At 60.8% G+C, this 22132-nt stretch carries 20 protein-coding genes; 13 read left to right on the top strand and 7 right to left on the bottom strand.

The genetic code is table 11. The features are described from left to right. Nucleotides 1-154: 154 nt before the first annotated feature. The 3 genes from AC1DWQ_RS12385 to AC1DWQ_RS12375 all read left to right on the top strand — a co-directional run bounded on the left by AC1DWQ_RS12385 (nucleotide 155) and on the right by AC1DWQ_RS12375 (nucleotide 3770). Nucleotides 155-1657 (top strand): ATPase domain-containing protein, encoded by a 1503-nt coding sequence (locus tag AC1DWQ_RS12385; RefSeq protein ID WP_477669903.1) that lies wholly within the window; start codon nucleotides 155-157, stop codon nucleotides 1655-1657. Between the two features lie 114 nt (nucleotides 1658-1771). Continuing rightward, complete coding sequence (locus AC1DWQ_RS12380; protein ID WP_477669902.1) at nucleotides 1772-3151, top strand: hybrid sensor histidine kinase/response regulator; 1380 nt, start codon at nucleotides 1772-1774, stop codon at nucleotides 3149-3151. Between the two features lie 193 nt (nucleotides 3152-3344). Beyond that, a complete protein-coding gene (locus AC1DWQ_RS12375) occupies nucleotides 3345-3770 on the top strand; it encodes a hypothetical protein (RefSeq protein WP_477669901.1) in 426 nt (141 codons plus the stop codon). A gap of 248 nt (nucleotides 3771-4018) precedes the next feature. Here AC1DWQ_RS12375 and metK read toward each other — a convergent pair whose 3' ends face one another. Then, nucleotides 4019-5200: a methionine adenosyltransferase gene (gene metK, locus AC1DWQ_RS12370; RefSeq protein ID WP_457279749.1), complete on the bottom strand. Its 1182-nt coding sequence runs from the start codon at nucleotides 5198-5200 to the stop codon at nucleotides 4019-4021. A 176-nt stretch (nucleotides 5201-5376) separates the two neighbouring features. Here metK and AC1DWQ_RS12365 point away from each other — a divergent pair, with 176 nt between their 5' ends. Both AC1DWQ_RS12365 and AC1DWQ_RS12360 read left to right on the top strand, forming a co-directional pair. Next, nucleotides 5377-6237, top strand: a complete 861-nt coding sequence (locus AC1DWQ_RS12365) for a lysophospholipid acyltransferase family protein (protein WP_477669900.1) — start codon at nucleotides 5377-5379, stop codon at nucleotides 6235-6237. Next, nucleotides 6234-7130, top strand: coding sequence for a lysophospholipid acyltransferase family protein (locus tag AC1DWQ_RS12360; RefSeq protein ID WP_477669899.1), 897 nt, complete (start codon nucleotides 6234-6236; stop codon nucleotides 7128-7130). Before AC1DWQ_RS12365 ends, AC1DWQ_RS12360 begins: the two co-directional genes overlap by 4 nt. An 87-nt stretch (nucleotides 7131-7217) precedes the next feature. Here AC1DWQ_RS12360 and AC1DWQ_RS12355 read toward each other — a convergent pair whose 3' ends face one another. Then, entirely contained in the window at nucleotides 7218-8129 is a 912-nt protein-coding gene (locus AC1DWQ_RS12355) for an alpha/beta fold hydrolase (protein ID WP_477669898.1), read from the bottom strand. Nucleotides 8130-8216: 87 nt separating this feature from the next. Further along, nucleotides 8217-8945 carry a ribosome biogenesis GTP-binding protein YihA/YsxC gene (gene yihA, locus AC1DWQ_RS12350; protein ID WP_477669897.1) on the bottom strand — a complete coding sequence of 243 codons (729 nt, stop codon included), beginning with the start codon at nucleotides 8943-8945 and terminating at the stop codon, nucleotides 8217-8219. Nucleotides 8946-9154: 209 nt separating this feature from the next. On the opposite strand from yihA, the gene AC1DWQ_RS12345 reads away from it, so the two are divergent. Continuing rightward, entirely contained in the window at nucleotides 9155-9832 is a 678-nt protein-coding gene (locus AC1DWQ_RS12345) for a c-type cytochrome (RefSeq protein ID WP_477669896.1), read from the top strand. On the opposite strand, the gene AC1DWQ_RS12340 is transcribed toward AC1DWQ_RS12345, so the two are convergent. Beyond that, a complete protein-coding gene (locus tag AC1DWQ_RS12340) occupies nucleotides 9829-10032 on the bottom strand; it encodes a hypothetical protein (protein ID WP_477669895.1) in 204 nt (67 codons plus the stop codon). The two genes, AC1DWQ_RS12345 and AC1DWQ_RS12340, sit on opposite strands and share 4 nt — an antisense overlap. Here AC1DWQ_RS12340 and AC1DWQ_RS12335 point away from each other — a divergent pair. The 4 genes from AC1DWQ_RS12335 (at nucleotide 10031) to AC1DWQ_RS12320 (ending at nucleotide 15521) form a co-directional block, all read left to right on the top strand. After that, nucleotides 10031-12250 carry a cytochrome c biogenesis protein ResB gene (locus tag AC1DWQ_RS12335; RefSeq protein WP_477669894.1) on the top strand — a complete coding sequence of 740 codons (2220 nt, stop codon included), beginning with the start codon at nucleotides 10031-10033 and terminating at the stop codon, nucleotides 12248-12250. The two genes, AC1DWQ_RS12340 and AC1DWQ_RS12335, sit on opposite strands and share 2 nt — an antisense overlap. Beyond that, nucleotides 12247-13623 carry a c-type cytochrome biogenesis protein CcsB gene (gene ccsB / locus AC1DWQ_RS12330; RefSeq protein ID WP_477669893.1) on the top strand — a complete coding sequence of 459 codons (1377 nt, stop codon included), beginning with the start codon at nucleotides 12247-12249 and terminating at the stop codon, nucleotides 13621-13623. Before AC1DWQ_RS12335 ends, ccsB begins: the two co-directional genes overlap by 4 nt. 91 nt (nucleotides 13624-13714) lie before the next feature. Then, entirely contained in the window at nucleotides 13715-14713 is a 999-nt protein-coding gene (gene msrP, locus AC1DWQ_RS12325; protein WP_477669892.1) for a protein-methionine-sulfoxide reductase catalytic subunit MsrP, read from the top strand. A 160-nt stretch (nucleotides 14714-14873) separates the two neighbouring features. Further along, nucleotides 14874-15521, top strand: coding sequence for a protein-methionine-sulfoxide reductase heme-binding subunit MsrQ (locus tag AC1DWQ_RS12320; RefSeq protein ID WP_477669891.1), 648 nt, complete (start codon nucleotides 14874-14876; stop codon nucleotides 15519-15521). A gap of 68 nt (nucleotides 15522-15589) precedes the next feature. Here AC1DWQ_RS12320 and lysA read toward each other — a convergent pair whose 3' ends face one another. Next, nucleotides 15590-16873 carry a diaminopimelate decarboxylase gene (gene lysA / locus AC1DWQ_RS12315; protein WP_477669890.1) on the bottom strand — a complete coding sequence of 428 codons (1284 nt, stop codon included), beginning with the start codon at nucleotides 16871-16873 and terminating at the stop codon, nucleotides 15590-15592. A 162-nt stretch (nucleotides 16874-17035) separates the two neighbouring features. Then, nucleotides 17036-17242 carry an LPS translocon maturation chaperone LptM gene (lptM, locus tag AC1DWQ_RS12310; protein ID WP_477669889.1) on the bottom strand — a complete coding sequence of 69 codons (207 nt, stop codon included), beginning with the start codon at nucleotides 17240-17242 and terminating at the stop codon, nucleotides 17036-17038. Nucleotides 17243-17254: 12 nt separating this feature from the next. Here lptM and cyaY point away from each other — a divergent pair, with 12 nt between their 5' ends. Next, nucleotides 17255-17605, top strand: a complete 351-nt coding sequence (cyaY, locus tag AC1DWQ_RS12305; protein ID WP_477669888.1) for an iron donor protein CyaY — start codon at nucleotides 17255-17257, stop codon at nucleotides 17603-17605. An 81-nt stretch (nucleotides 17606-17686) separates the two neighbouring features. Here the strand turns inward: cyaY and AC1DWQ_RS12300 are convergent, their stop codons facing one another. Continuing rightward, on the bottom strand, nucleotides 17687-20098 hold the full coding sequence (locus AC1DWQ_RS12300; protein ID WP_477669887.1) for a penicillin-binding protein 1A: 2412 nt from the start codon (nucleotides 20096-20098) through the stop codon (nucleotides 17687-17689). A 268-nt stretch (nucleotides 20099-20366) separates the two neighbouring features. On the opposite strand from AC1DWQ_RS12300, the gene AC1DWQ_RS12295 reads away from it, so the two are divergent. Beyond that, a complete protein-coding gene (locus AC1DWQ_RS12295) occupies nucleotides 20367-21446 on the top strand; it encodes a pilus assembly protein PilM (protein ID WP_477669886.1) in 1080 nt (359 codons plus the stop codon). After that, a complete protein-coding gene (locus AC1DWQ_RS12290) occupies nucleotides 21443-22111 on the top strand; it encodes a PilN domain-containing protein (protein WP_477669885.1) in 669 nt (222 codons plus the stop codon). Before AC1DWQ_RS12295 ends, AC1DWQ_RS12290 begins: the two co-directional genes overlap by 4 nt. Nucleotides 22112-22132: the final 21 nt, after the last annotated feature.

Raw genomic sequence — 22132 nt, 5'->3', positions numbered from 1 at the left:
TCGTCCTACGCTCAACTCAGGCTCCGCAAACCGGGGATTTTGGAGGCTGCTGGCTACTATTTATCCAGGTGTTACAAGCCGCTTCGTTCTTTAACGGGGTGTTGCGGATTGTTCTTTCCGTGCCATGTTGGCTCACAACCGCATCCCTGTAACCATGACCACAAAGACCTCAACCGAGCTTCAGTTCCTTTCAACCGGCATCCCAGGCCTGGACAACATCCTTGGAGGCGGCCTCATCAAGGACCGGATCTACCTGATCGAAGGTGAGCCTGGCACCGGCAAGACCACCACCGGCCTGCAATTTCTGGTGGAAGGCGCCCGGCAGGGTGAGTCCGTTGTGTACATCACTCTGGCCGAAACAGCCGCGGAGCTGACCGGCGTGGCCGAATCCCATGGCTGGAACATGAAGGGTATTCACATTCATGAAGTCCTGCCGTCTGAAAACCTGCTGATGCCGGAGGCCGAATACACCATGTTCCACCCTTCGGAGGTGGAGATGGGTACCACCACACAGATGATTCTGTCCGTGATTGAAGAGCGAAAACCGACCCGGGTGGTGATTGATTCCCTCTCCGAATTGCAATTGCTGGCCGATACGCCGCTGCGCTATCGCCGCCAGGTGCTGGCGCTCAAGCAATTCTTTGCCAGCCGGTCCTGCACCGTGATGCTGCTCGACGATCGCACGGCCGCCGGCATAGACCTTCAGGTGCGCTCCATTGCCCATGGCGTGATTACGCTGGATCAGTCCGTGAAGGACTATGGGGCCGAGCGGCGCCGCGTGCGCGTGGTGAAGTACCGCGGCATTGCCTTTCGCGGCGGCCTGCATGACTACGACATCCAGTACGGGGGCCTGTGCGTGTACCCGCGCCTGGTGGCGGCCGAGTCGCGGGTGATGGGCAAGCGCGAGCAGCTCAAAAGCGGCCTTACCGAGCTCGATACCCTCCTTGGCGGCGGCCTGGAAGAGGGCACGAGCACCCTCATCGCCGGGCCTCCCGGCACCGGCAAGTCGTCGCTGGCGGCCCAGTTTGTCACTGCCGCGGCGCAGCGCGGGCAGACCAGCGCGATGTTCCTGTTTGAAGAGGCGGCCAACAACCTGTTGAACCGCGCGGACGGCTTGGGGATGGAAATCCGCGAGCCCTATGAAGCGGGTGTGCTGAGCATTCAGCAGATCGACCCGGCCGAACTGTCCCCCGGGGAGTTCGCGTCGGTGGTGTGCCAGGCTGCCGACCGCGGCTGCAAAGTCGTCGTCATCGACAGCATCAACGGCTACCTCAACGCCATGCCGGATGAGCGCTTCCTTACCACGCATTTGCACGAACTGCTGACGTACCTGGGTCAGCGCGGTGTGGTGACCATCCTGGTGGGTGTGCAGCAGGGCATGCTGGGCGGCCAGATGTCCACCGCGGTGGACGCCAGCTATCTGGCCGACAACGTGCTCATGCTGCGCTATTTCGAGCATGACGGCGAGGTCAAGCAGGCCGTATCGGTGTTCAAAAAGCGAGGCAGCCTGCACGAGCGCACCATCCGCGAATTCTCCATGTCTCGCAAGGGTATCCACGTAGGTGCGCCTCTGCGCGGCTTCCGCGGCATCCTGACGGGGGTGCCGGTTTATGTCGGTAACGATCCTGAAGTGGGTGGCGCCCGCGGAGCGAGATAGGTGGAGCGGCGAATCGTCATTTGTGCGCCTACAGGGCGGGACGCAGCGCTGACTGCCAAAGTGCTCCGGTCCGTGGGTATCCACAGCATTGTGTGTGCAAACAGCGATGAGCTTATGACGCAACTCCCGCTGGGTGCCGGCGCCCTCTTGCTGGTGGAAGAGGTTGTCAGTGGTGCCGCCATGCGGCCACTGGCCGAATACGTGGCCTCACAGCCCACCTGGTCGGACATCCCCATCCTGCTTTTGACACGCAGCGGCGCCGATTCGCTGGATGTGCAGCGGGCGGTCGAGCATCTGGGTAACGTCACGCTGGTGGAGCGGCCCGTGCGCACCATTGCCCTGATTACCGCCACCCGTTCGGCCGTGCGGGCCCGCGAAAGGCAATACCAGGTGCGCGATGCCGACAAGCGCAAGGACGAGTTCCTGGCTACGCTTGCGCATGAACTGCGCAATCCGCTGGCGCCGATCCGTACGTCCATGGGAATCCTCAGGCATCTTTACCCGGATTCGGGCCAGATCACGGAGTTGCGCAATGTCGTGGACCGCCAGGTGGCTCACCTGACGCGATTGGTGGATGACCTGCTGGACGTGGCCCGCATCACCAGCGGCAAGGTCACCCTGAAAAGGGGGCAGATCACACTGCAATCAGTGATCAACCATGCGGTGGAGATTTCCGGTTCCGCCATGGAAAGCAAGCAGCACCGGCTGGACGTGCAGGAGCCGGACGCACCGTATTTTCTGGATGCCGATCACGCGCGCCTGGTACAAAGCGTCGCCAACCTTCTGGTCAACGCCGCCAAGTTCACGCATCCAGGCGGGCATATCGTGCTGCGCGCGGAAGTCGAGGGGCCTGTGGTGACTTTCCGGGTCGCCGACAACGGGATCGGGCTTGAGGCGTCTTCTCTGGCAAAGATCTTTGACCTGTTTGCCCAGACGCCCGTGCCTGGCGAAGCGCCGACCGGTCTGGGAATCGGTCTGAGCCTGGCCAGGCAGTTTGCCGAGATGCACGGCGGCACTCTGCACGCCAGCAGTGAAGGCCTGGGTCATGGCAGTGAGTTCGTCCTGGCGCTGCCGGTGGTTCTGGAGGGCGGGCAGCCTGCATCGCCTGTGCAAATGGCGGGCTCCGCCCGGTCCGGAAATGCCAAAAAAATCCTGGTGGTGGACGACAACGTGGATGCGGCCAATACCTTGGGCGCTTTGCTTGGCATGGATGGTTTTGCAGTGACAACGGCGTATGACGGTGTGGCCGCCGTTGCTGCAGCCAAGGCCCACAGGCCGGACGTTGTCGTTATGGACATCGGAATGCCCGGCATGAACGGGTACGACGCAGCACGCTTGATCCGCCAGCAGCCGGCCGCTGAAAGTATGGTCCTTATTGCACTCACTGGCTGGGGACAGACAACAGACAAAGCCCTTGCCAGTCTGGCCGGGTTTAACCACCACCTGGTCAAACCGGTGGATTACGAAAGCCTGATGTCCTGCCTCGTTGCCTGATGCGGGTAAAAAGCAGCGGCCGGAAAGCCGGGAATTAAAGCTCGAATCAAGAAAGTGGTGCCTGATTCGGGCTTGTCCTACACGCATTTCCTATCCCGCTGACGCTTTGTGGCCGAGTGTGAACCTACAGTCAAAACCCAGCCACTCAAAGCCTTCATTGGCGCCGCCATGTTTCTAGACAGCTTTCCCCTGCATGAACCAGAAATCCGGGCAACCCGGCCTGCGCGCGAAGTCGCCATGGAAGCGGGGAAATTCCGCAGTGCCTGGCCGTTCATCGTCACCGGCAACGGTTTTGGTGTATCGCATGCTGCCCGTGATTCCCGGGGGGGAATGCCCTCAATGTCGGCATCCGCATTTCCCGCCGCGGATCCCGGCAGCTTTGTTACGTGACGTTCAGCGACACGAAGGACACGAGATGGGCCTGAAAAAACGTATTGATCCAAAGAGTGATCGTGACCGCAAGAACGGGTCAGCCGCACAGCCTGACGCCATATCTGCCGAGGAATACGGCAGAGAGGGCACCAACAAGACCATCGCGCAGCCCAAAGCCGACAATGCGCCGTCCGAAGAATTGGGCAATACCCCGCATGTCGGGAAAAGCCCCTACACGCGCGGTTGAATCGCGGGGTTGATCTTCTGGATTAGCGAGGGGAGGGACCTCTTGGGTCCTTAACTTCGCAGCGCGAGCAAGCCTGCGCTGAAAGCCGCACAAGCTCGCTTCGTTCGGGGCCTTACAGGCCGGCTGCAGCGCGAAGCGCAGCAGCTTTATCGGTCGTTTAGCTTCGGCGCAGGCCTTCGGCCCTTAACTTCGCTGCGCGAAGTGAGCCTGCGCTGAAGAACTGATACCGGGCTGTCCGACCGGCGGCCTTACAGGCCGGCTGCAGCGCGCAGCGCAGCAGCTTTATCGGTACGTTCCCAGGTAAATTCCGGCTCGTCGCGGCCGAAGTGGCCATAGGCTGCCGTCTTTTCGTAGATGGGGCGCAGCAGGTCCAGCATCTGGATGATGCCCTTGGGGCGCAAGTCAAAGTGTTCATTGACGAGAGCCGAGAGTTTCTCGTCGGAGATCACGCCGGTGCCTTCGGTATAGACCGTGACGTTCATGGGGCGGGCTACGCCGATGGCATAAGCCACCTGGATCTGGCATTGGCGTGCCAGGCCCGCGGCCACAATATTTTTGGCCACATAACGGGCTGCGTAGGCAGCTGAGCGGTCCACCTTGCTGGGGTCTTTGCCGCTGAACGCGCCGCCGCCGTGCGGGCAGGCGCCGCCGTAGGTGTCGACGATGATCTTGCGGCCGGTCAGGCCGCAGTCGCCCTGCGGGCCGCCGATGACGAAGCGGCCGGTCGGGTTGATCAGGTACTTGGTGTCCTTGAGCCACTCTTTGGGCAGCACGGGCTTGATGATCTCTTCAATGATGGCTTCGGTGAACGAGGCCTTCATCTTGTGGGCAGTTTCGCTCTGGTCGGGGCTGTGCTGGGTCGACAGCACCACGGTGTCGATGCTGTGCGGCTTGCCGTCCACATAGCGCATGGTGACCTGGCTCTTGGCGTCGGGGCGCAGGAAAGGCAGGCGGCCGTCCTTGCGCAGCTGGGCCTGGCGCTCGACGAGGCGGTGTGCGTAGTAAATCGGCGCGGGCATCAGATCGGGCGTTTCGTCGCAGGCGTAGCCGAACATGAGGCCCTGGTCGCCGGCGCCGATGTTCAGGTGGTCGTCACTGGCATGGTCTACGCCCTGGGCGATGTCGTTGGACTGCTTGTCATAGCAAACCATGACGGCGCAACCCTTGTAGTCGATGCCGTACTCGGTGTTGTCGTAGCCGATGCGCTTGATGGTGTCGCGCGCGACCTGGATGTAGTCGACATGCGCGTTGGTGGTGATCTCGCCGGCCAGCACGACGAGGCCGGTGTTGGTCAGGGTTTCGGCGGCGACGCGGCTGCGTGGGTCCTGCTTGAAAATTGCGTCGAGGATCGCGTCGGAAATCTGGTCGGCGACCTTGTCGGGATGGCCTTCAGAGACGGATTCGGATGTAAAGAGAAAATCGTTCGCCATTGCGTACACTCCATGAAGTTTGTCGGCGCGTTGCCGGCTGGAATGCCTCGGCGAACGCTTTAGCAGTTTGGTTTAATGTCGCCCTGCAAGTAGTTCAGTAACTCGGCGACAGCCTGCATTATATGACGGCTGGTTTTTGGCCGGCGTAACCTTTCGATACCCCTTTCACCTGATTCATGCCCTGGTTGTTTCGCTTCTTTTCCCTCTGGCCGCTGGCCGCCCTGCATGCGCTGGGCGGCATGCTGGGCTGGCTGGTGTGGGGCTTGAGTCCGCGCTACCGCGCCCAGTTCAGGGCACATGTGGCGCAGGCCGGACTGCCGTTCGCGGTCGCCCGCCCGGCGATTGCCGAGGCTGGGCGCTTTATTGCCGAACTACCCAAGCTGTGGATGCGGCCGGCTTCGGAGTCCTGCCTGGGTAATGTCCGCATCGAAGGCCAGGTGCATGCGGAGCAGGCCTTCGCCGAAGGCCGCGGGGTGATTTTTTTTGGTCCCCATTGCGGCAGCTTCGAGCTGGGCCCGCAAGCGCTGGCCGAGCTGTATGGGCCCATTACCGCGATTTACCGGCCCGCGCGCAAGGCCTGGCTGGCCCGGCTGGAACGCCTGGCGCGTGACCGGGCCAATCTCACCGTCGTGCCCGCTTCCTTAAGCGGCATCCGCCTCATGCATAAAACCCTCAAAGCCAATCAGGCCGTGGCTTTGCTGACGGACCAGGTGCCGCCCGAAGGCCTGGGCGTGTGGGCGCCTTTTTTTGGCAAGCCGGCCTACACGATGACACTGGCTGCGCGGCTGGCGTTGCAAAGCGGTGCGGTGCTGCTGCCCGTCAGTTGCGAGCGCCTGGCCCGCGGCAAAGGGTATTTCCTCAAGATATGGCCTCCGGTGCAGGGGATGGACGCCTCAGATTCCGGCGCGCGCGCCGACCTGCTGCATGGGGTGACACAGATCAACCGGGCGATCGAAGCCATTGTGCTGAGCCAGCCTGGCCAGTATTTGTGGGGCTATGCACGCTACAAGACACCTCGCAAGGAAACTCCCCTTTGAAGACTCCCCGCCAGTTGGCCAGCCGAATCGTGACCCGCGGCGGCATTTTCTTTATGCGGGTGCTGGCGCTGCTGCCGCTTTCCTGGACGCGTGGCCTGGGCGTGCTGCTCGGCTGGATGTTGTATGCGATGGTAGGCTCGCGCCGGCGCGTGGTGGCCACCAATTTCGCGTTGTGCTTTCCCGGTTACCCGACCGCAGAGCGGCGCCGCCTCACGGTGCTGACATTTGTATTTTTTGCCCAGGCCTGGCTGGACCGCGCCTGGCTGTGGCACGCGCCCCAGGCCTGGGTGCAGCGGCGCGTTCAGGTGACGGGGGCTGTGCAGGAACTGGAGGGCAATGAGCCCACGGTGATATTCCTGCCGCATTTCGTCGGCCTGGATGCGGCATGGGCCGGTGTGGCGCTGCAGATGCCGCGGCCTTCGACCACCATTTACACCGACCAGTCGAACAAACTGGTCGACCGCTGGATACTGCGGGGCCGGCGGCGGTTTGGCAACCTGCGGCTTTTTGGGCGGGGTGATGGCGTCAAGCCCATTGTGGCCGCGCTTCGGGAAGGGCAGCCGCTTTACCTGTTGCCCGACATGGACTTCGGCCCTGACGATTCAGTGTTCGTGCCTTTTTACGGCATACCCACCGCAACGGTCCCGTCTCTCTCTCGATTTGCACGCCTGGGCCGCGCCAAGGTGCTGCCCCTGTTGCCCCGAATCACTCCGACGGGCTATGAGGTGGAGGTGTTGCCGGCCTGGGCGGATTTCCCCAGCGACGACCCGGTGGCCGACACCGCACGCATGAACGCGCAGCTGCAGGACTACATCAACACCATGCCCGCCCAGTACTACTGGGTGCACAAGCGCTTTAAAACCCGACCAGAAGGCGAGCCGTCCCTGTATTGACGGCGGGCGGGTTGGGCCGAAATTTTAGGGGAATAGTCCTCCGGGCCAGGCGGAATGAGCGCAAGAAGCTATTAAATCAATAGCAATCTAGCGCAGAAAATCCTGCAGGTGTGCCGCCACCAATGCGGGCTGCTCGTGCACGATCCAGTGGGTTGCGCCTTCGATGCGGCGTAAATCCATCTGCGGCACGTAGTCGCCCAAGCCTTCCAGCAGTGCGGGCGGCAAGGCCGTATCGTCCAGTGCCCAGAGCACCAGCGTCGGCAGGTGAACTTCCAGCATGTCCCGTGGAATGCTCACTGCCGCGGCGGCCGGGTCGTTGTGCGGCGGCCCGGGCCGGGGCGGGCGCAAGGGCGAAGCCCGGTAGTAATTGCAGGGGCCTGTCAGGCCCTTGCGCCAGATTTCGCGGTATTGGTCCTTGATGGCGTCGGTCAGCCACGCGTGCGGCCCATCGACCGCGCCCATGTTGGCAAAAAAATCCCAGAGCCGCCGAAAGTCATCTTCGGCCAGCAAGGCTTCGGCGTCGGGGCGAATCAGGAAGTTCATGTAGGCGCTGGCGGCTTGCTGCGCCGGCGAATGCTGCAGTTCGCGCAGAAAAGTGCCGGGGTGCGGCGAGTTGATGATGGCCAGCTTTTTCATCAACGCGGGATGGCCCGCAGCCAGGTTCCAGGCCACCGCGCCGCCCCAGTCATGGGCCACAAGGCATTCCAGTTGGCCACCTTCCAGCGCAATCAGCGCTGCAATGTCCTGCACCAGGTGTTTGGGCCGGTAGGCGGTCGCCTCCAGCGGCGCGCTGGAATGTTCAAAGCCGCGCAGGTTGGGCGCCACACAGCGAAAGCCGCCGTTTTCAGGCCGCGCGAAGTGTTCCAGCAAGCCGTCCCAGACAAAAGCGGCTTCCGGAAAGCCGTGCAGGAACATCAGGACAGGGCGGCCCGTTTCGCCCGCAATCCGGCAGGACAGGGTGATGCCGTGGGGCAATGCATACAAGCGGGTGGCGATCATGTTGCTACACTTTTTATAGCTGTTTGCGCTTGTCCCAGTTGGGTTGGAGCCGGTATTTGCCTGAAATTTCAGCGCTGGAGAGCTGCCTCAGTCATTGATCTCGGGCAGCTCTTCAGGCGCCGCTTTGGCAGGCTTTGCCGGTTTTTCGGCCGGATGGGCCCAGTCCCACAAATGCTGGGCTACTTCCTCGACACCGCGGCGCTTCAGCGAAGAAAAGAGTTTGACGTCTCCGCCGCCGGCCTGCAGTCGCACAATGGACAGCGCCTTGGCCGCTTCGGTCTTGTTGAGCTTGTCGGACTTGGTCAGCAGCACCAGGAACTTGAGGCCGTCTTCCACCCGCGGCCGGATCACGTCCAGCAGGATCTCGTCGAGCTCGGTCAGGCCCAGGCGCGGGTCGCACAGCAGCACCACGGCCTTGAGGTTGTCGCGCGTCTGCAAATAGTTGCCCATCACCTGCTGCCAGCGGTACTTGGCTTCCTTGGGCACGGCCGCATAGCCGTAGCCCGGCAGGTCGGCCAGTACGGCGTCCGTCACGCCCTGCTTGCCCAAGCTGAACAGGTTGATGCTCTGCGTGCGGCCCGGCGTCTTGGAGGCAAATGCCAGCCGGTGTTGCTGCGTCAGCGTGTTGATACAGGTGGATTTGCCGGCGTTGGAACGGCCGACAAAGGCGATTTCAGGCACGTCGACACGGGGCAGGTGCTTGAGCTCAGGCGCTGTGGTCAGGAATTTGGCGGTGTGCAGCCAGCCCATCGCGATTTTGGGATCGGGCGCGCCAGTTGCGGCTAAGGGTGGTTTGGACGGAGAGGGTGAGGTCATGATCGGGCGGTCCCTGGAGATCGGTTGCACGCTACCGGCATGCGTTGGAGGGAGCAATGGCTTCGGGGACGGAACCCGGGAAGCGCTGAGGCGGTGCGGAGCTGCTGGCCCGTTGCCGCGGCAAGACCCGAATAATCGGGGGTGCCCTGAAGCCATTGTAAAATCAGAAAGTTATAAGTTTTGTGCGCCAACCAATTAAAACCCCCGATATGAAGCTGTTCGTTACTTCTCTCCTGGCCGCCTTGCTGGCCGTGCCTGCCGTGTCGTCTTATGCTGCCGGCGAAGCCGCACCTGCACATGGCGCCGCTTCGGCTCCCGCAGCAGCAGCAGCCCCGGCCAAGATTGCCAAGCCTGATCTGGTCAAGGGCGAGGCCAGCTTCACCGCAGTTTGCGCCAGCTGCCACGGCGCCGACGGAAATTCCGGCACCCCCGCCAACCCCAAGCTGGCGCAGCAGCACCCCGAATACCTGGTCAAGCAGCTGCAGGAGTTCAAGGCCGGCAAGCGCAAGAACCCCATCATGCAAGGCTTTGCGTCCGCGCTGTCTGAAGACGACATGAAAAACATCGCTTACTGGGCGACGTCCAAGAAAGCCAAAACCGGCTTTGCCAAAGACAAGGAACTGGTTGCACTCGGCGAGCGTATCTACCGCGGCGGCGTGCAGGACCGCCAGATCGCAGCCTGCGCAGGCTGCCACAGCCCGACTGGCGCCGGCATTCCTTCCCAATATCCCCGCCTGAGCGGCCAGCATTCTGAGTACACGGTGACGCAGTTGACGGCTTTCCGTGACGGCGGCCGCGGCAACAGCCTGCCCATGAGCCAGGTGGCTGCCAAGCTGAACGACCGTGAAATCCGTGCGCTGGCCGACTACATTGCCGGCCTGCGTTAAGCAAAGTACAGCAAAGGACTGGCAGGCGAGCGTTTTTTTGCTGAAAGTACCCGCAGGCTGCCTGCAGTATTGAACCCAAGCCTCCAAAACCAATCACACCAAGGCGGGTCTTTCTGATGAAAGCCCGCCTTTTTTCTTTTTCCCTTCTTTTTCTGGTTCGCAGGCTTTCCTGAGCCAACCGCAGGTTCCATTTCAAGCATGACAGTTTCCACCGAGGGTATGAAAGTCAATTGGGGCTCCCGCAGCTGGCGGGCGGCGGTGGAACTGCTGTCGTCCATGCGGTTTTCCATTTCGCTGCTGACGGTGATCTGCATCGCGTCGATCATCGGCACGGTGCTCAAGCAGGCAGAGCCGCTGGGCAACTACGTGAACCAGTTCGGTCCGTTCTGGGCGCAGGTGTTCAGCCTGCTCAGCCTCAACACCGTGTACAGCGCCTGGTGGTTCCTGCTGATCCTGGCTTTTCTGGTGGTCTCTACTTCTTTGTGCATTGCGCGCAACGCCCCCAAGATCTTCGCGGACCTGAACCAGCTCAAGGAAAACGTCAGGGAGCAAAGCCTCAAGGCCTTTGGCCACCGTGCCGAGGCCGCATTGGCCGAGTCACCCGAAACGGCTGCGCGCCGCATTGGCCAGACGCTGGTGCAAAGCGGCTGGAAAGTGAAGCTGCAGCAGCGCGCCGGCAACGGCTGGATGGTGGCGGCCAAAAAAGGCGCGGCCAACAAACTGGGCTACATCGCAGCGCACAGCGCCATCGTGCTGGTCTGCGTGGGCGGCCTGCTCGACGGCGACATGATCGTACGCGCGCAGATGTGGCTGAACGGCAAGTCGATTTATGCCGGCGGCGGACTGATTGCCGACGTGCCGGCCCAGCACCGGCTCAGCGACAAAAACCCGACGTTTCGCGCCAACCTGCTGGTGGCTGAAGGCACGCAGTCCAGCACCGCCATCCTGAACCAGCCGGGCGGCGTATTGCTGCAGGAACTGCCGTTTTCCATTGAGCTCAAAAAATTCATCGTTGAGTATTACTCGACCGGCATGCCCAAGCTCTTTGCCAGCGACATCATCATCCACGACAAGGAAACTGGCGAAAAGATTCCGGTGCGGGTGGAGGTCAATCACCCGGCCAATCACCGCGGTATCGAGATTTACCAGTCGAGCTTCGACGACGGCGGCTCCAGCGTGACGCTCAAGGCCATTCCGATGGCCGCGGCCAGCAAGCCGTTTGAAATTCAGGGCACGATCGGCGGCTCCAGCGGCCTGACCAACGGGCAGGGCGATGGCGCCGAAAAGCTGACGCTGGAATACACCGCGCTGCGGGTCATCAACGTGGAAAATTTTGCGTCGGGCGGAAGCATGGGTTCCGGCGCCGATGTGCGCAAGGTCGACCTGCACCAGGCGATTGACACACGGCTCGGCGCGGCGAACAAGACCGTGACGCAAAAAGAGCTGCGCAACGTGGGCCCCAGCGTGAGCTACAAGTTGCGCGATGCGTCCGGACAGGCCCGTGAATTTCACAACTACATGTTGCCGGTCAAGACGGACCCGGCGGAAGACAGCCCTGCGGTCTACCTGATGGGTGTTCGCGAGACACCGTCTGCACCCTTCCAGTACCTCCGGATTCCGGTGGACGCCGAAGGCGGCATGGAAACCTTTTTGCGGCTGCGTGCCGCGCTCGCCAATCCGGCGCAGCGTGAGCTGGCGGTCAGGCGCTACGCAAGCCAGGCCATTGGCCGGGAACGGCCGGAGCTGATGCAACAGCTCGCCGCGTCGACATCGCGGGCGCTGGCTCTTTTTGCCGGTGACGTTGCAGACGCAGCGGGCGCCGCGCAAGGTTCGACGGGCAAGCCCAAAACCGCTGCAGGCCTGCAGGCCATCTCTGACTTTATGGAAGCCAATGTGCCCGAAGCCGAGCGCAACCGTGCCGGCGAGGTGCTGATCCGCATCCTCAACGGTGCCTTGTTTGAGCTGACGCAGATGACGCGTGAGCAGGCCGGGCTCAAGCCGTTGGGTCAGGATGAAAAGACGCGGGCTTTCATGTCGCAAATGGTGCTGAGCCTGTCGGACGCCAATTTTTACCCCGCGCCCATGGCGTTTGAGCTGAAAGACTTCACCCAGGTCCAGGCCAGTGTGTTCCAGGTGGCGCGTGCACCGGGCAAGACCATCGTCTACCTGGGTTGCGCCTTCCTGATCCTGGGGGTGTTCGCCATGCTTTACGTGCGCGAACGCCGCGTCTGGGTCTGGCTGGCGCCGCGCGGCGCAGGGGGCGGTCAGGCAGAAGATGGCAATGTTGTGGGTTCAATGCCAGAATCGGCCGAAGGCCACAGTCAGGCCACCATGGCCTTGTCGACCAACCGCAAGACCATGGACGGCGACAAGGAGTTTGAGATGTTGAAAACGAAACTGTTGCAGGCGCCTTTATGAATACCTCCACGATCAACAACACCGCGGTGAACACCACCACGCTGAAGGCGGGCGGCGACAGCACGCTGAGCCTGAACGAGGGCTATTTCGCCCGGCGTAATGTGCTGGATTGGGTGTTTGCTGCGCTGGTCGCCGGCGGCTTTCTGTATGCCTTCGCCCGCTACAGTGATTTCATGGATGTCTATGAAAAAGGCATCCTGTTCGCGGCCATTCCGGCGGCTATCGCCATGGGCTGGTTCTGGCGGCCGCTGCGGGTACTGATGATGGTGGTCAGCGCCTTCGCGCTGCTGGGCATTGCGTCGTACCAGGGTGACCTGGCGCGCGCCGAGCAGGTGTTCTGGCTCAAATACTTTCTCTCCAGCCAGTCGGCCATTTTGTGGATGAGCGTGCTGTTCTTCATGAGCACGATTTTTTACTGGCTGGGCATGTTTGCCAAAGGCCAGAGCAGCACGTTGGAGTCGCTGGGCTCCAAAATTGCGTGGGTGGCGATCGGCATGGCGCTGATCGGCACGCTGGTGCGCTGGTACGAAAGCTACCTGATTGGCGCAGACGTCGGGCACATCCCGGTCAGCAACCTGTACGAGGTGTTCGTGCTGTTCTGCTGGATGACGGCGGCCTTCTACCTCTACTTTGAATCGCAGTACAACACCCGCGCGCTCGGCGCTTTCGTGATGCTGGTGGTCAGTGCCGCGGTCGGTTTTTTGCTCTGGTACACCGTGATACGCGAAGCCCATGAAATCCAGCCGCTGGTGCCTGCCCTCAAAAGCTGGTGGATGAAGCTGCATGTGCCGGCCAATTTCATCGGCTACGGCATGTTCTCGCTGGCTGCCATGGTGTCGCTGTCCTATCTCATCAAGCAGCAGGCCAACGAGACGCGCTGGCACCGGCTCACGCCGCTGTGGCTGCTGGGCGTGGTGCTGTGTTTTGTCCCTGTCGTGTTTCGCAGCAAGTCGCCGGCCGAAGTGGGCGGCAGCTACTACTGGGTAGGTTACCTGGCCGTGTCGGGGCTGATCGCCGCCGGCATCCTGGTGGGCCGCAAGCGCATTGCCGCGCGCCTGCCCAGCTTTGAAGTGCTGGACGACGTGATGTACAAGGCGATTGCCGTCGGCTTTGCCTTTTTCACCATTGCCACCGTACTCGGCGCCTTGTGGGCGGCCGAGGCCTGGGGCGGCTACTGGAGCTGGGACGCCAAGGAAACCTGGGCGCTGATTGTCTGGCTCAACTACGCGGCCTGGCTGCATATGCGGCTCATGAAGGGCCTGCGCGGCACCGTCGCCGCCTGGTGGGCGCTGGTCGGGCTGGCAGTTACCTCGTTTGCTTTCCTGGGCGTCAACATGTTCCTGTCGGGGCTGCACAGTTACGGAACCTTGTAACTGCCTGCGAGTCTTTTAGAAGCCCTGGCTGAATCCCTGTAAGAAGTTGCTGCGTATTCAGACTAACCCTCAACGGATTTCAAGGACTCATATGCTCATCAAGACCCATGCCGATGGTTTCGACCACCTCGTTCCCAGCGAGATTACGCCGCGCGGCATCTACCATGGCCGTCGCGACCTGATCAAACTGATGGCCACAGGTGCCGCGGGCGTGGCCATGGCCAGCTGGGCGGGCCGCCAGGCGATGGCGCAGACGGTACAAAAACCCGGCAAGCTGGCGGCGCTGGCCGGCGGCAAATCGGCGGTGGCCGGTGCGGTGACCATGGAAAAGATCACCGACTACAAAGATGCCTCTACCTACAACAATTACTACGAGTTCGGCACCGACAAGGCCGACCCAGCCAAGAACGCCCACACGCTGGTGACCAAGCCCTGGTCGGTGGCCGTCGAAGGCCTGGTCAAGCAGCCCAAGACCTTCACGCTCGAAGACCTGATCAAGCTCGCACCGCAGGAAGAGCGCATTTACCGCCTGCGTTGTGTCGAGGGCTGGTCCATGGTGATCCCGTGGGTGGGGTATTCGCTGTCGGAGCTCATCAAGAAGGTCGAGCCGCTCGGCAACGCCAAATACGTTGAATTCGTCACCCTGGCCGATCCCAAGACCATGCCGTTTGTGGGCTCCCGCGTGCTCGACTGGCCGTATGTGGAAGCCCTGCGCATGGACGAAGCCATGCACCCGCTGGCGCTGCTGGCTTTCGGCATGTATGGCGAAGTGCTCCCCAACCAGAACGGCGCACCGGTGCGCATGGTGCTGCCCTGGAAGTACGGCTTCAAGAGCGGCAAGAGCATCGTCAAGATCCGCTTTACCGACAAGGAGCCGCGCACCGCCTGGAACAAGGCCGCGGCGCAGGAATACGGCTTTTATTCCAATGTGAACCCGGACGTCGACCACCCTCGCTGGAGCCAGGCCACCGAACGGCGTATCGGTGAAGACGGCCTCTTTGCCAAGAAGCGCAAAACGCTGATGTTCAATGGCTATGAAGCGCAAGTGGGCCAGCTCTACGCGGGCATGGACCTCAAGAAGAACTTCTAAAAGATATGGCCCCCACGCTTGTCGCTTCGCGTACTGCGCTGCCCCCCGAGGGGGCCGCTGCGCCTGCGGCCCGGCAAAGCCGGTTCCGCGGCCCCTGCTGGGTTGGGACGCACGCTGCGCTGTGTTTCGATGTAGGTCGACCCGGCGGTGGATTGCTGTGATGTCGACAGCGCAAAAATGGTTGCTGCACCCTGCCGCCAAACCGGTGCTGTTCCTCGTCTGTCTGCTGCCCTTTGTCTGGCTGTTCTACGGCGCCTTCACCAACCAGCTGGGCGCCAACCCGGCCGAGGCGTTGATACGCGCCACCGGCGACTGGACGTTACGCTTTATCTGCATCGTCCTGACGGTCACGCCGCTTCGGGTCATCACCAGCACGCCTGCACTGGCGCGCTTTCGGCGCATGCTGGGGCTGTTCGCGTATTTTTATGTCGTCGTCCACCTGCTGAGCTACAGCTGGTTCGACATGGGCTTTGACTTTGCCGATATTGCCAAAGACATTGCCAAGCGGCCTTTCATCCTCGTGGGGTTTTCGGCCTTTGTGTTACTGACGCCCCTGGCGGCAACGTCCTTCAATGCGGCCATCAAAGCCATGGGTGCCAAACGCTGGCAGTGGCTGCACAAGCTGGTCTACATGATCGCCGGGCTGGGGCTGCTGCATTTTTTCTGGATGCGCGCCGGCAAGAACAATTTTGCCGAAGTGTTCGTTTACGCTGCGATCATCGCCGTACTGCTCGGCTGGCGTGTGCAGCAGTTCTTGAGGAAAAAGAGGCTGAAACCCATATACGACGTGCGCAACCAGCTATCATAATGATAGCGATGTGCGCTGATCGACACTGATCCGATGAGGCGCGCGCTTGCCCCGGGCGTGGTTCCGGATTAGCCCGCTACCAGCTGTTCCTGCCGCATCTGGTCTTCAGCGGTTTCCCGCCGGCGTATGAGGTGCACTTCGACACCGTCAACCAGCAGTTCAGCGGCCCGGCCACGTGTGTTGTAGTTGCTGGCCATGCTCATGCAATACGCACCTGCCGACATCACAGCCAACTGGTCACCCGCCGCGACAGACAACACGCGGTCGCGGCCTATCCAGTCGCCGCTCTCGCAGACCGGGCCCACGACGTCATACGTCGCTTCGGCGGTCTTGCCTTCGGCCAATACGGGGACGATGGCGTGGAAAGCCTGGTACATCGCAGGACGTGGCAGGTCGTTCATCGCCGCATCGACGATGCAGAAGTTCTTGTGCTCGCCCGGCTTGACGTAGAGCACTTCCGTCAGGCAAACCCCTGCGTTGCCGACCAGTGAACGGCCCGGCTCGATCATCAGCTTTTTGCTGCCGTAGCCGCGCGCGTCGATCTTCGCGAGCAACTGCTGCCAGAGTGCGTCGGCTTCGGGCGGGGTGTCGTTGTTGTAGTTGATGCCCAGGCCACCGCCGAAATCGATATGTTCCAGCGGGATGCCCGCGGCTTCAATGGCTGCCACCAGGTCGAGCACCCGGTCCATGGCGTCAAGGTACGGTGTGGTGTCGGTGATTTGCGAGCCGATGTGGCAGTCGATGCCGACGACCTGCAAGCCTTTCAGCGAAGCCGCGTGCCGGTAGATGCGCAGCGCGTCTTGGTGTGCCACGCCGAACTTGTTGTCTTTCAGGCCCGTGGAAATGTAGGGGTGCGTCTTGGGGTCGACATCGGGATTGACGCGAATGCTGACGGGCGCACGCATGTCCATGGCGAGAGCTACCCCGGACAGCACATCCAGCTCGGCTTCGCTTTCGACATTGAAGCAGCCGATGCCGGCGCTCAGGGCCTGGCGCATTTCGCTGCAGGTTTTGCCTACGCCTGAAAAAATGATCTTCCGGGCCTCGCCACCAGCGGCCAGTACGCGGGTGAGTTCGCCGCCCGAAACGATGTCGAAGCCGCAACCCGCATGGGCAAACGCCTGCAGGATGCCGAGGGACGAATTGGCTTTCATGGCATAGCAAATTTGCGCGTTGCGCCCTGCAAAGCCACGCTGGTAAGCCGCCAGCGCCGAAAGCATGGCCGCCTTGGAATACACAAACAGCGGCGTGCCGTGTGCCGCGGCCAGATCGCCAAGCCGGACATTTTCAACAAACAGCTCGGTATCGCGGTAAGCGAAATGGGGATGGCCGGGGAGAGGTTGGCGGGTCATGAAGAATGGGCTTTGAAGCGGTTGGAGTTATTGGCAACTATCTTAAGGAGCGCAGGGCTTGCGCGCCATGATCGATTGACGGCATGAACGGTCGGGAGCCTTTAGATTGAAGGCCCAGCCACCGGATGGCCTGAATCTTCAATGAATCGGCCAGGTTGCTGGTCAGCGAGCGGCTGACGCCGGCGTCGCAGGCGCGGCAGCCGGCGGTGCTGTGGTGGCCGTGGCCGGCACCTTCGGGGGAACTGGCAGGTAAAGTGCGCCTTTTTGTCCGCAACCGCCCAGCAAGGCCGCGCCGACCACAATTGCAGCAAGGCCATAGCGGGAGGCCGAAGGGCGGATGCGGCCTAAAATTTGAGCTGAAGAAACCATGATGGGATTGTAATGACGGACCTTGAATACCAGGATCTGGCCGAGAGTGCACTCAGGGCCGTTGAAACCGCCTGTGACCGTATCAATGATGAGACCGACGCGGACATTGATAACCAGCGCACCGGCGGCATGGTCACGCTGACTTTCTCCAACCGCAGCCAGATCATCATCAACCTCCAGAAACCCTTGCAGGAAATATGGATGGCGGCCAAGGCCGGCGGATTCCACTACAAATACAGTGGCGGTCAATGGGCTGACACCAAGGACTCGAGCGAGTTTTTTGCCAATTTGTCTCGCTATGCCAGTGAGCAGGCCGGCCAGGCACTGGTGTTCGCGGCGCCGGCTGAAGTCAATAAGGCGTAGCTGCCGAAGCTTGCAGGCGTGCCTTGAGTGGCACCAAAACAAAAAAGGGCTCTGTGGAGCCCTTTTTTGATGCGCTTCATGTCAGTTTTTGAACAGATCCAGGATGCGCTTTTTCTCGTCTGAAGGCGGCAGCACCTGGATCGCCCCTGGCGTAGCCGGGGTGCCGGCGGCTGCCGGGTCCTGTTGTATACCGACTGTGCTGACTCCGGAACCTTTGGCATATTCGCTGTAATACCACTCCCCGCCAACGTTGACGACACCTTCGGGCGGTGGGTATTCGGTGACCGGCACGCCCTTGAGTGCGTATTCCATGAAGTTGATCCAGATGGGCAGGCTCAGGCCGCCACCGGTTTCACGGTCGCCGAGTTTTTTCGGCGTGTCGTAACCCATCCAGACCGCCGCTGTCAGCGTAGGCTGGAACCCCACGAACCAGGTGTCGATCGAGTCATTGGTGGTACCGGTCTTGCCGAAAAGGTCGGGGCGTTTGAGCGTGGCTTGCGCTTTGGCCGCCGTACCTGAGCGTGCGACTTCCTGCAGCAGGCTGTCCATGATGAACGCATTGCGCGCATCGATGGCCCGGGCTGATTCGTCCAGCACGGGGGGCTTGCTTTCCAGCAGGACTTTGCCGCGCTGGTCGGTGATTTTGGTGACCAGGTAGGGATTGACGCGGTAACCGCCGTTGGCAAATACCGAATAAGCGGTGGCCATTTGTATCGGGGTGACCGATCCGGCGCCCAGCGCCATCGTCAGGTAGGCGGGATGTTTTTCGGCCTCAAAGCCAAAGTGGGTGATCCAGTCCTGCGCATACGGGGCGCCGATAGCCTGCAGTATGCGGATGGAAATCATGTTCTTGGATTTCTTCAGGCCGGTCCGCAGACTCATGGGACCGTCGAAAGTGCCGTCGTAGTTTTTTGGCTCCCAAGGCTGGCCGCCAGTGACGCCCGCGTCGAAAAACAGCGGGGCGTCATTCACCACGGTCGCTGGGGTAAAGCCCTTCTCGAGGGCGGCGGAGTAAATAAAGGGCTTGAAGCTGGAACCCGGCTGGCGCCATGCCTGGGTCACATGGTTGAACTTGTTTTTTTCGAAATCGAACCCGCCCACCAGTGCCCGGATGGAACCGTCGCGCGGATCAAGGGCCACAAAAGCGCCTTCCACCTCAGGCAGCTGGGTAATTTCCCAGGTGTTTTTCGGTGTTTTCGCCACGCGGATTAAGGCGCCGCGGCGAATCTTGATGTTGGGCCCGGCCTTGTCAGTCAGCCCGGATTGGGCGGGTTTCAGGCCGTCGCCGGTAATTTCAACCGTTTCGCTGTTCTGGCGCATGGCCAGAATTCGTTTGGGATTGGCTTCCAGCACGATGGCCGACATCACATCTCCGTTGTCGGGGTTGTCGGTCAGTGCGTCGTCAATCGCATCTTCCGTTTCCTGTGCATTGGCCGGCAGATCGATGAACTTCTCGGGGCCCCGGTAAATTTGCCGGCGCTCATAATCCATGATGCCCTTGCGCAAGGCTTTGTAGGCGACGGTCTGGTCGGTGGCACGCAGGGTGGTATAGACATTCAGCCCGCGGGTGTAGGTTTCGTCCCCGTATTGGTTGTAAACCAGCTGGCGCACGGTTTCAGCGACGTATTCCGCGTGTACCCGGCCTGCATCGGGCCCGGTCCTGACCTTGAGTTCTTCTTCTTTTGCGGCCTTGGCCTGTTCGGCGGTAATGAAGCCGTTTTCTTCCATGCGCTCTATGATGTAGAGCTGCCGGGCCCGGGCTCGCTTGGGATTGATGATGGGGTTGTAGGCCGAAGGTGCCTTGGGCAGGCCCGCCAGCATGGCCGCCTCGGAGATGGAGATGTTCTTCAGGGGCTTGCCGAAATAGGCCTCTGAGGCCGCGGCAAAGCCATAAGCCCGGTTTCCCAGAAAAATCTGGTTCATATAGATCTCAAGGATCTGGTCCTTGGTCAGCAGGTGCTCCAGCTTGAAGGTCAGCAGGATTTCATAGATCTTGCGGGTATAGCTTTTCTCGGCTGACAGATAGACATTGCGGGCCACCTGCATGGTGATGGTGGAGGCGCCCTGGCTCTTGGCCCGGCCCACATTGGCAAAGCCGGCCCGGATCACGCCCAGGTAATCCACGCCGCCATGTGAGAAAAAGCGGGCGTCTTCAATGGCCAGCACCGCGTCCTTCATGACCTGCGGGATGTCCTTGATCGGGGTGAGGCTGCGGCGTTCTTCCCCGAACTCTCCAATAACCACCCCATCGGCGGAGTAAACCCGCAATGGCAACTTTGGCCGGTAGTCGGACAAGTCAGAGATATCCGGCAGGTTGGGGTAGGCAACCGACAGCGCCACAGCCACAAACAGCAAGACGGCGGCAACACCAGCCAGCAACAGGCCACCACTCCACAAAAAGAACATGACCAGCCAGCGGGGGACAAGGGACTTTGCGCGACCTTGCTTGACCGGGGCAGAGTTTGAATCAGAAGACGTGGGTGTGGAGGGCATGTAGGCAATCGTAAAGTCGCGTCACCATTATAAAAATCCCGGGAAGCGAGTTGTGCGGGGTGTCAGGGCAAGTGCCATACTTTTACGTTTGCAGACATCGTTTTGGGGAACCTTGCAAACTCCTGGTCCGATACGACCGTCTGCTTTTGACAACGTTCCAGACGTCCAAAACAGGAAAAATCCTTACTGCACAAAGAGCTTACTGCTACTATTCAAGTGATTTCTTAAGTATGCAGGGCTACATATTAGCCGTCATTTGGGGACCGCCTTGATCTCTCTGGGATCGTTATTCAACCGCCAACAACCCGCTTTGCTGGGTTTAGATATCAGCTCATCCAGTGTCAAGCTGGTGGAGTTGAGCCGTGACAAGGCCGGTAATCTGGTGTTGGATCGCTGTGCGATCGAACCGCTGGAACGAGGCTGGATTACCGATGGTAACGTCGAAAAGTTTGACGAAGTGGCCGATGCCGTGCGCCGGCTCGTCAAAAAAAGCGGAACCCGCACCAAGAATGTGGCGATGGCCCTGCCGGCTTCGGCGGTCATTACCAAAAAAATCATTCTCCCGGGCGGCCTCAGCGACGTAGAGCTGGAAATTCAGGTCGAATCCGAAGCCAATCAATACATTCCGTTCTCACTGGATGAAGTCAGCCTCGATTTCTGCGTGGTAGGCCCGAGCGCTACCTCCAGTGGCGACGTTGAAGTGCTGATTGCTGCTTCGCGCAAGGAAAAAGTGCAGGACAGGCAGGGTCTTGCGGAAGCCGCCGGGCTCAAGCCTATAGTTATAGATGTGGAGTCGTATGCCTCCCGCCTGGCCACCGCTCGCTTGATTGAGAGCCTTCCCAACAAGGGCGTGGACACCATGGTGGCCCTGTTTGAAGTGGGTGCATTGACGACCAGCATGCAGGTCATCAAAAACGACGAAGTACTTTATGAGCGTGATCAGGCCTTCGGTGGAGCACAGCTGACGCAGCTCATCATTCGGCAGTACGGTTTTTCCCCTGAAGAAGCAGAAAGCAAAAAACGCAGTGGCGATTTGCCGGAAGACTATGAATCCGGCGTGCTGAAGCCATTTGTCGAGAGCATGGCGCAGGAAATCGGACGGGCCTTGCAGTTCTTCTTTACCAGCACACCGCACAACAAAGTTGACTATGTGATGTTGGCAGGTGGCTCGTCCGCCTTGCCAGGTCTGACCGATTCCGTCACCCAGCAGACTTCATTTGCCTGCGTGCTGGCAAACCCTTTTGAAGGAATGGAGCTCGGAGAAGGCGTACGTGAAAAGAAGATGCGGCGCGAAGCGGCATCCTACCTGACCTCTTGCGGTCTGGCTTTGCGGAGGTTTCTGCAGTGATTCTCGTCAATCTGCTTCCCCATCGCGAAGCTGCGCGCAAGCGCAGGCGCGAAGTATTTTTTGCCACACTGGGTATGGCGGCCTTGGTCGGCGTTCTTATTTGCGGTGCTGTTTATTCCTGGTACCTGGCCCAGATTGAGGGCCAGCGGGGAAAGAACAATTTTCTGAAAACGGAAATTACCCGGTTGGAAGGGCAGATCAAGGATATCGCCACGCTGCAGGCGGAGATTTCCGCTCTCAGGGCTCGTCAGAATGCCGTGGAAGATCTGCAGGGAAACCGCAATCTGCCGGTGTATTTGCTGAGCGAACTGGTCAAGCAGTTGCCCGATGGGGTGTATATCACCAGCATGAAACAAGACAACCAGGCCGTGATGATCACCGGCGTCGCACAGTCAAACGAACGTGTTTCGGAATTGTTGCGCAACCTGGCTAACAACAGTGCGTGGTTAACCCGGCCGGAACTTGTAGAAATCACCGCCGGCACGGTGTCACTCAGTGCGCGTGACCAGCGCAGGGTATCCAATTTTTCAATGAAGATCGGTTTGAAGCGGGCCAGCGATCCGAAAACTGTTGGCGCCACACCAGCAAGCTCAGGGACAGTACCGGTGGTGTCGGGGGCGGCTGCCAAGCCAGCTTCTGCCGCCTCGGCGCCGGCCAAGGTATGAGGCGGAATGAACGAGTTTGAC

This window comes from Polaromonas sp. P2_G11, from assembly GCF_056403595.1.
This window is presented reverse-complemented; position numbering and strand designations above follow the sequence as displayed.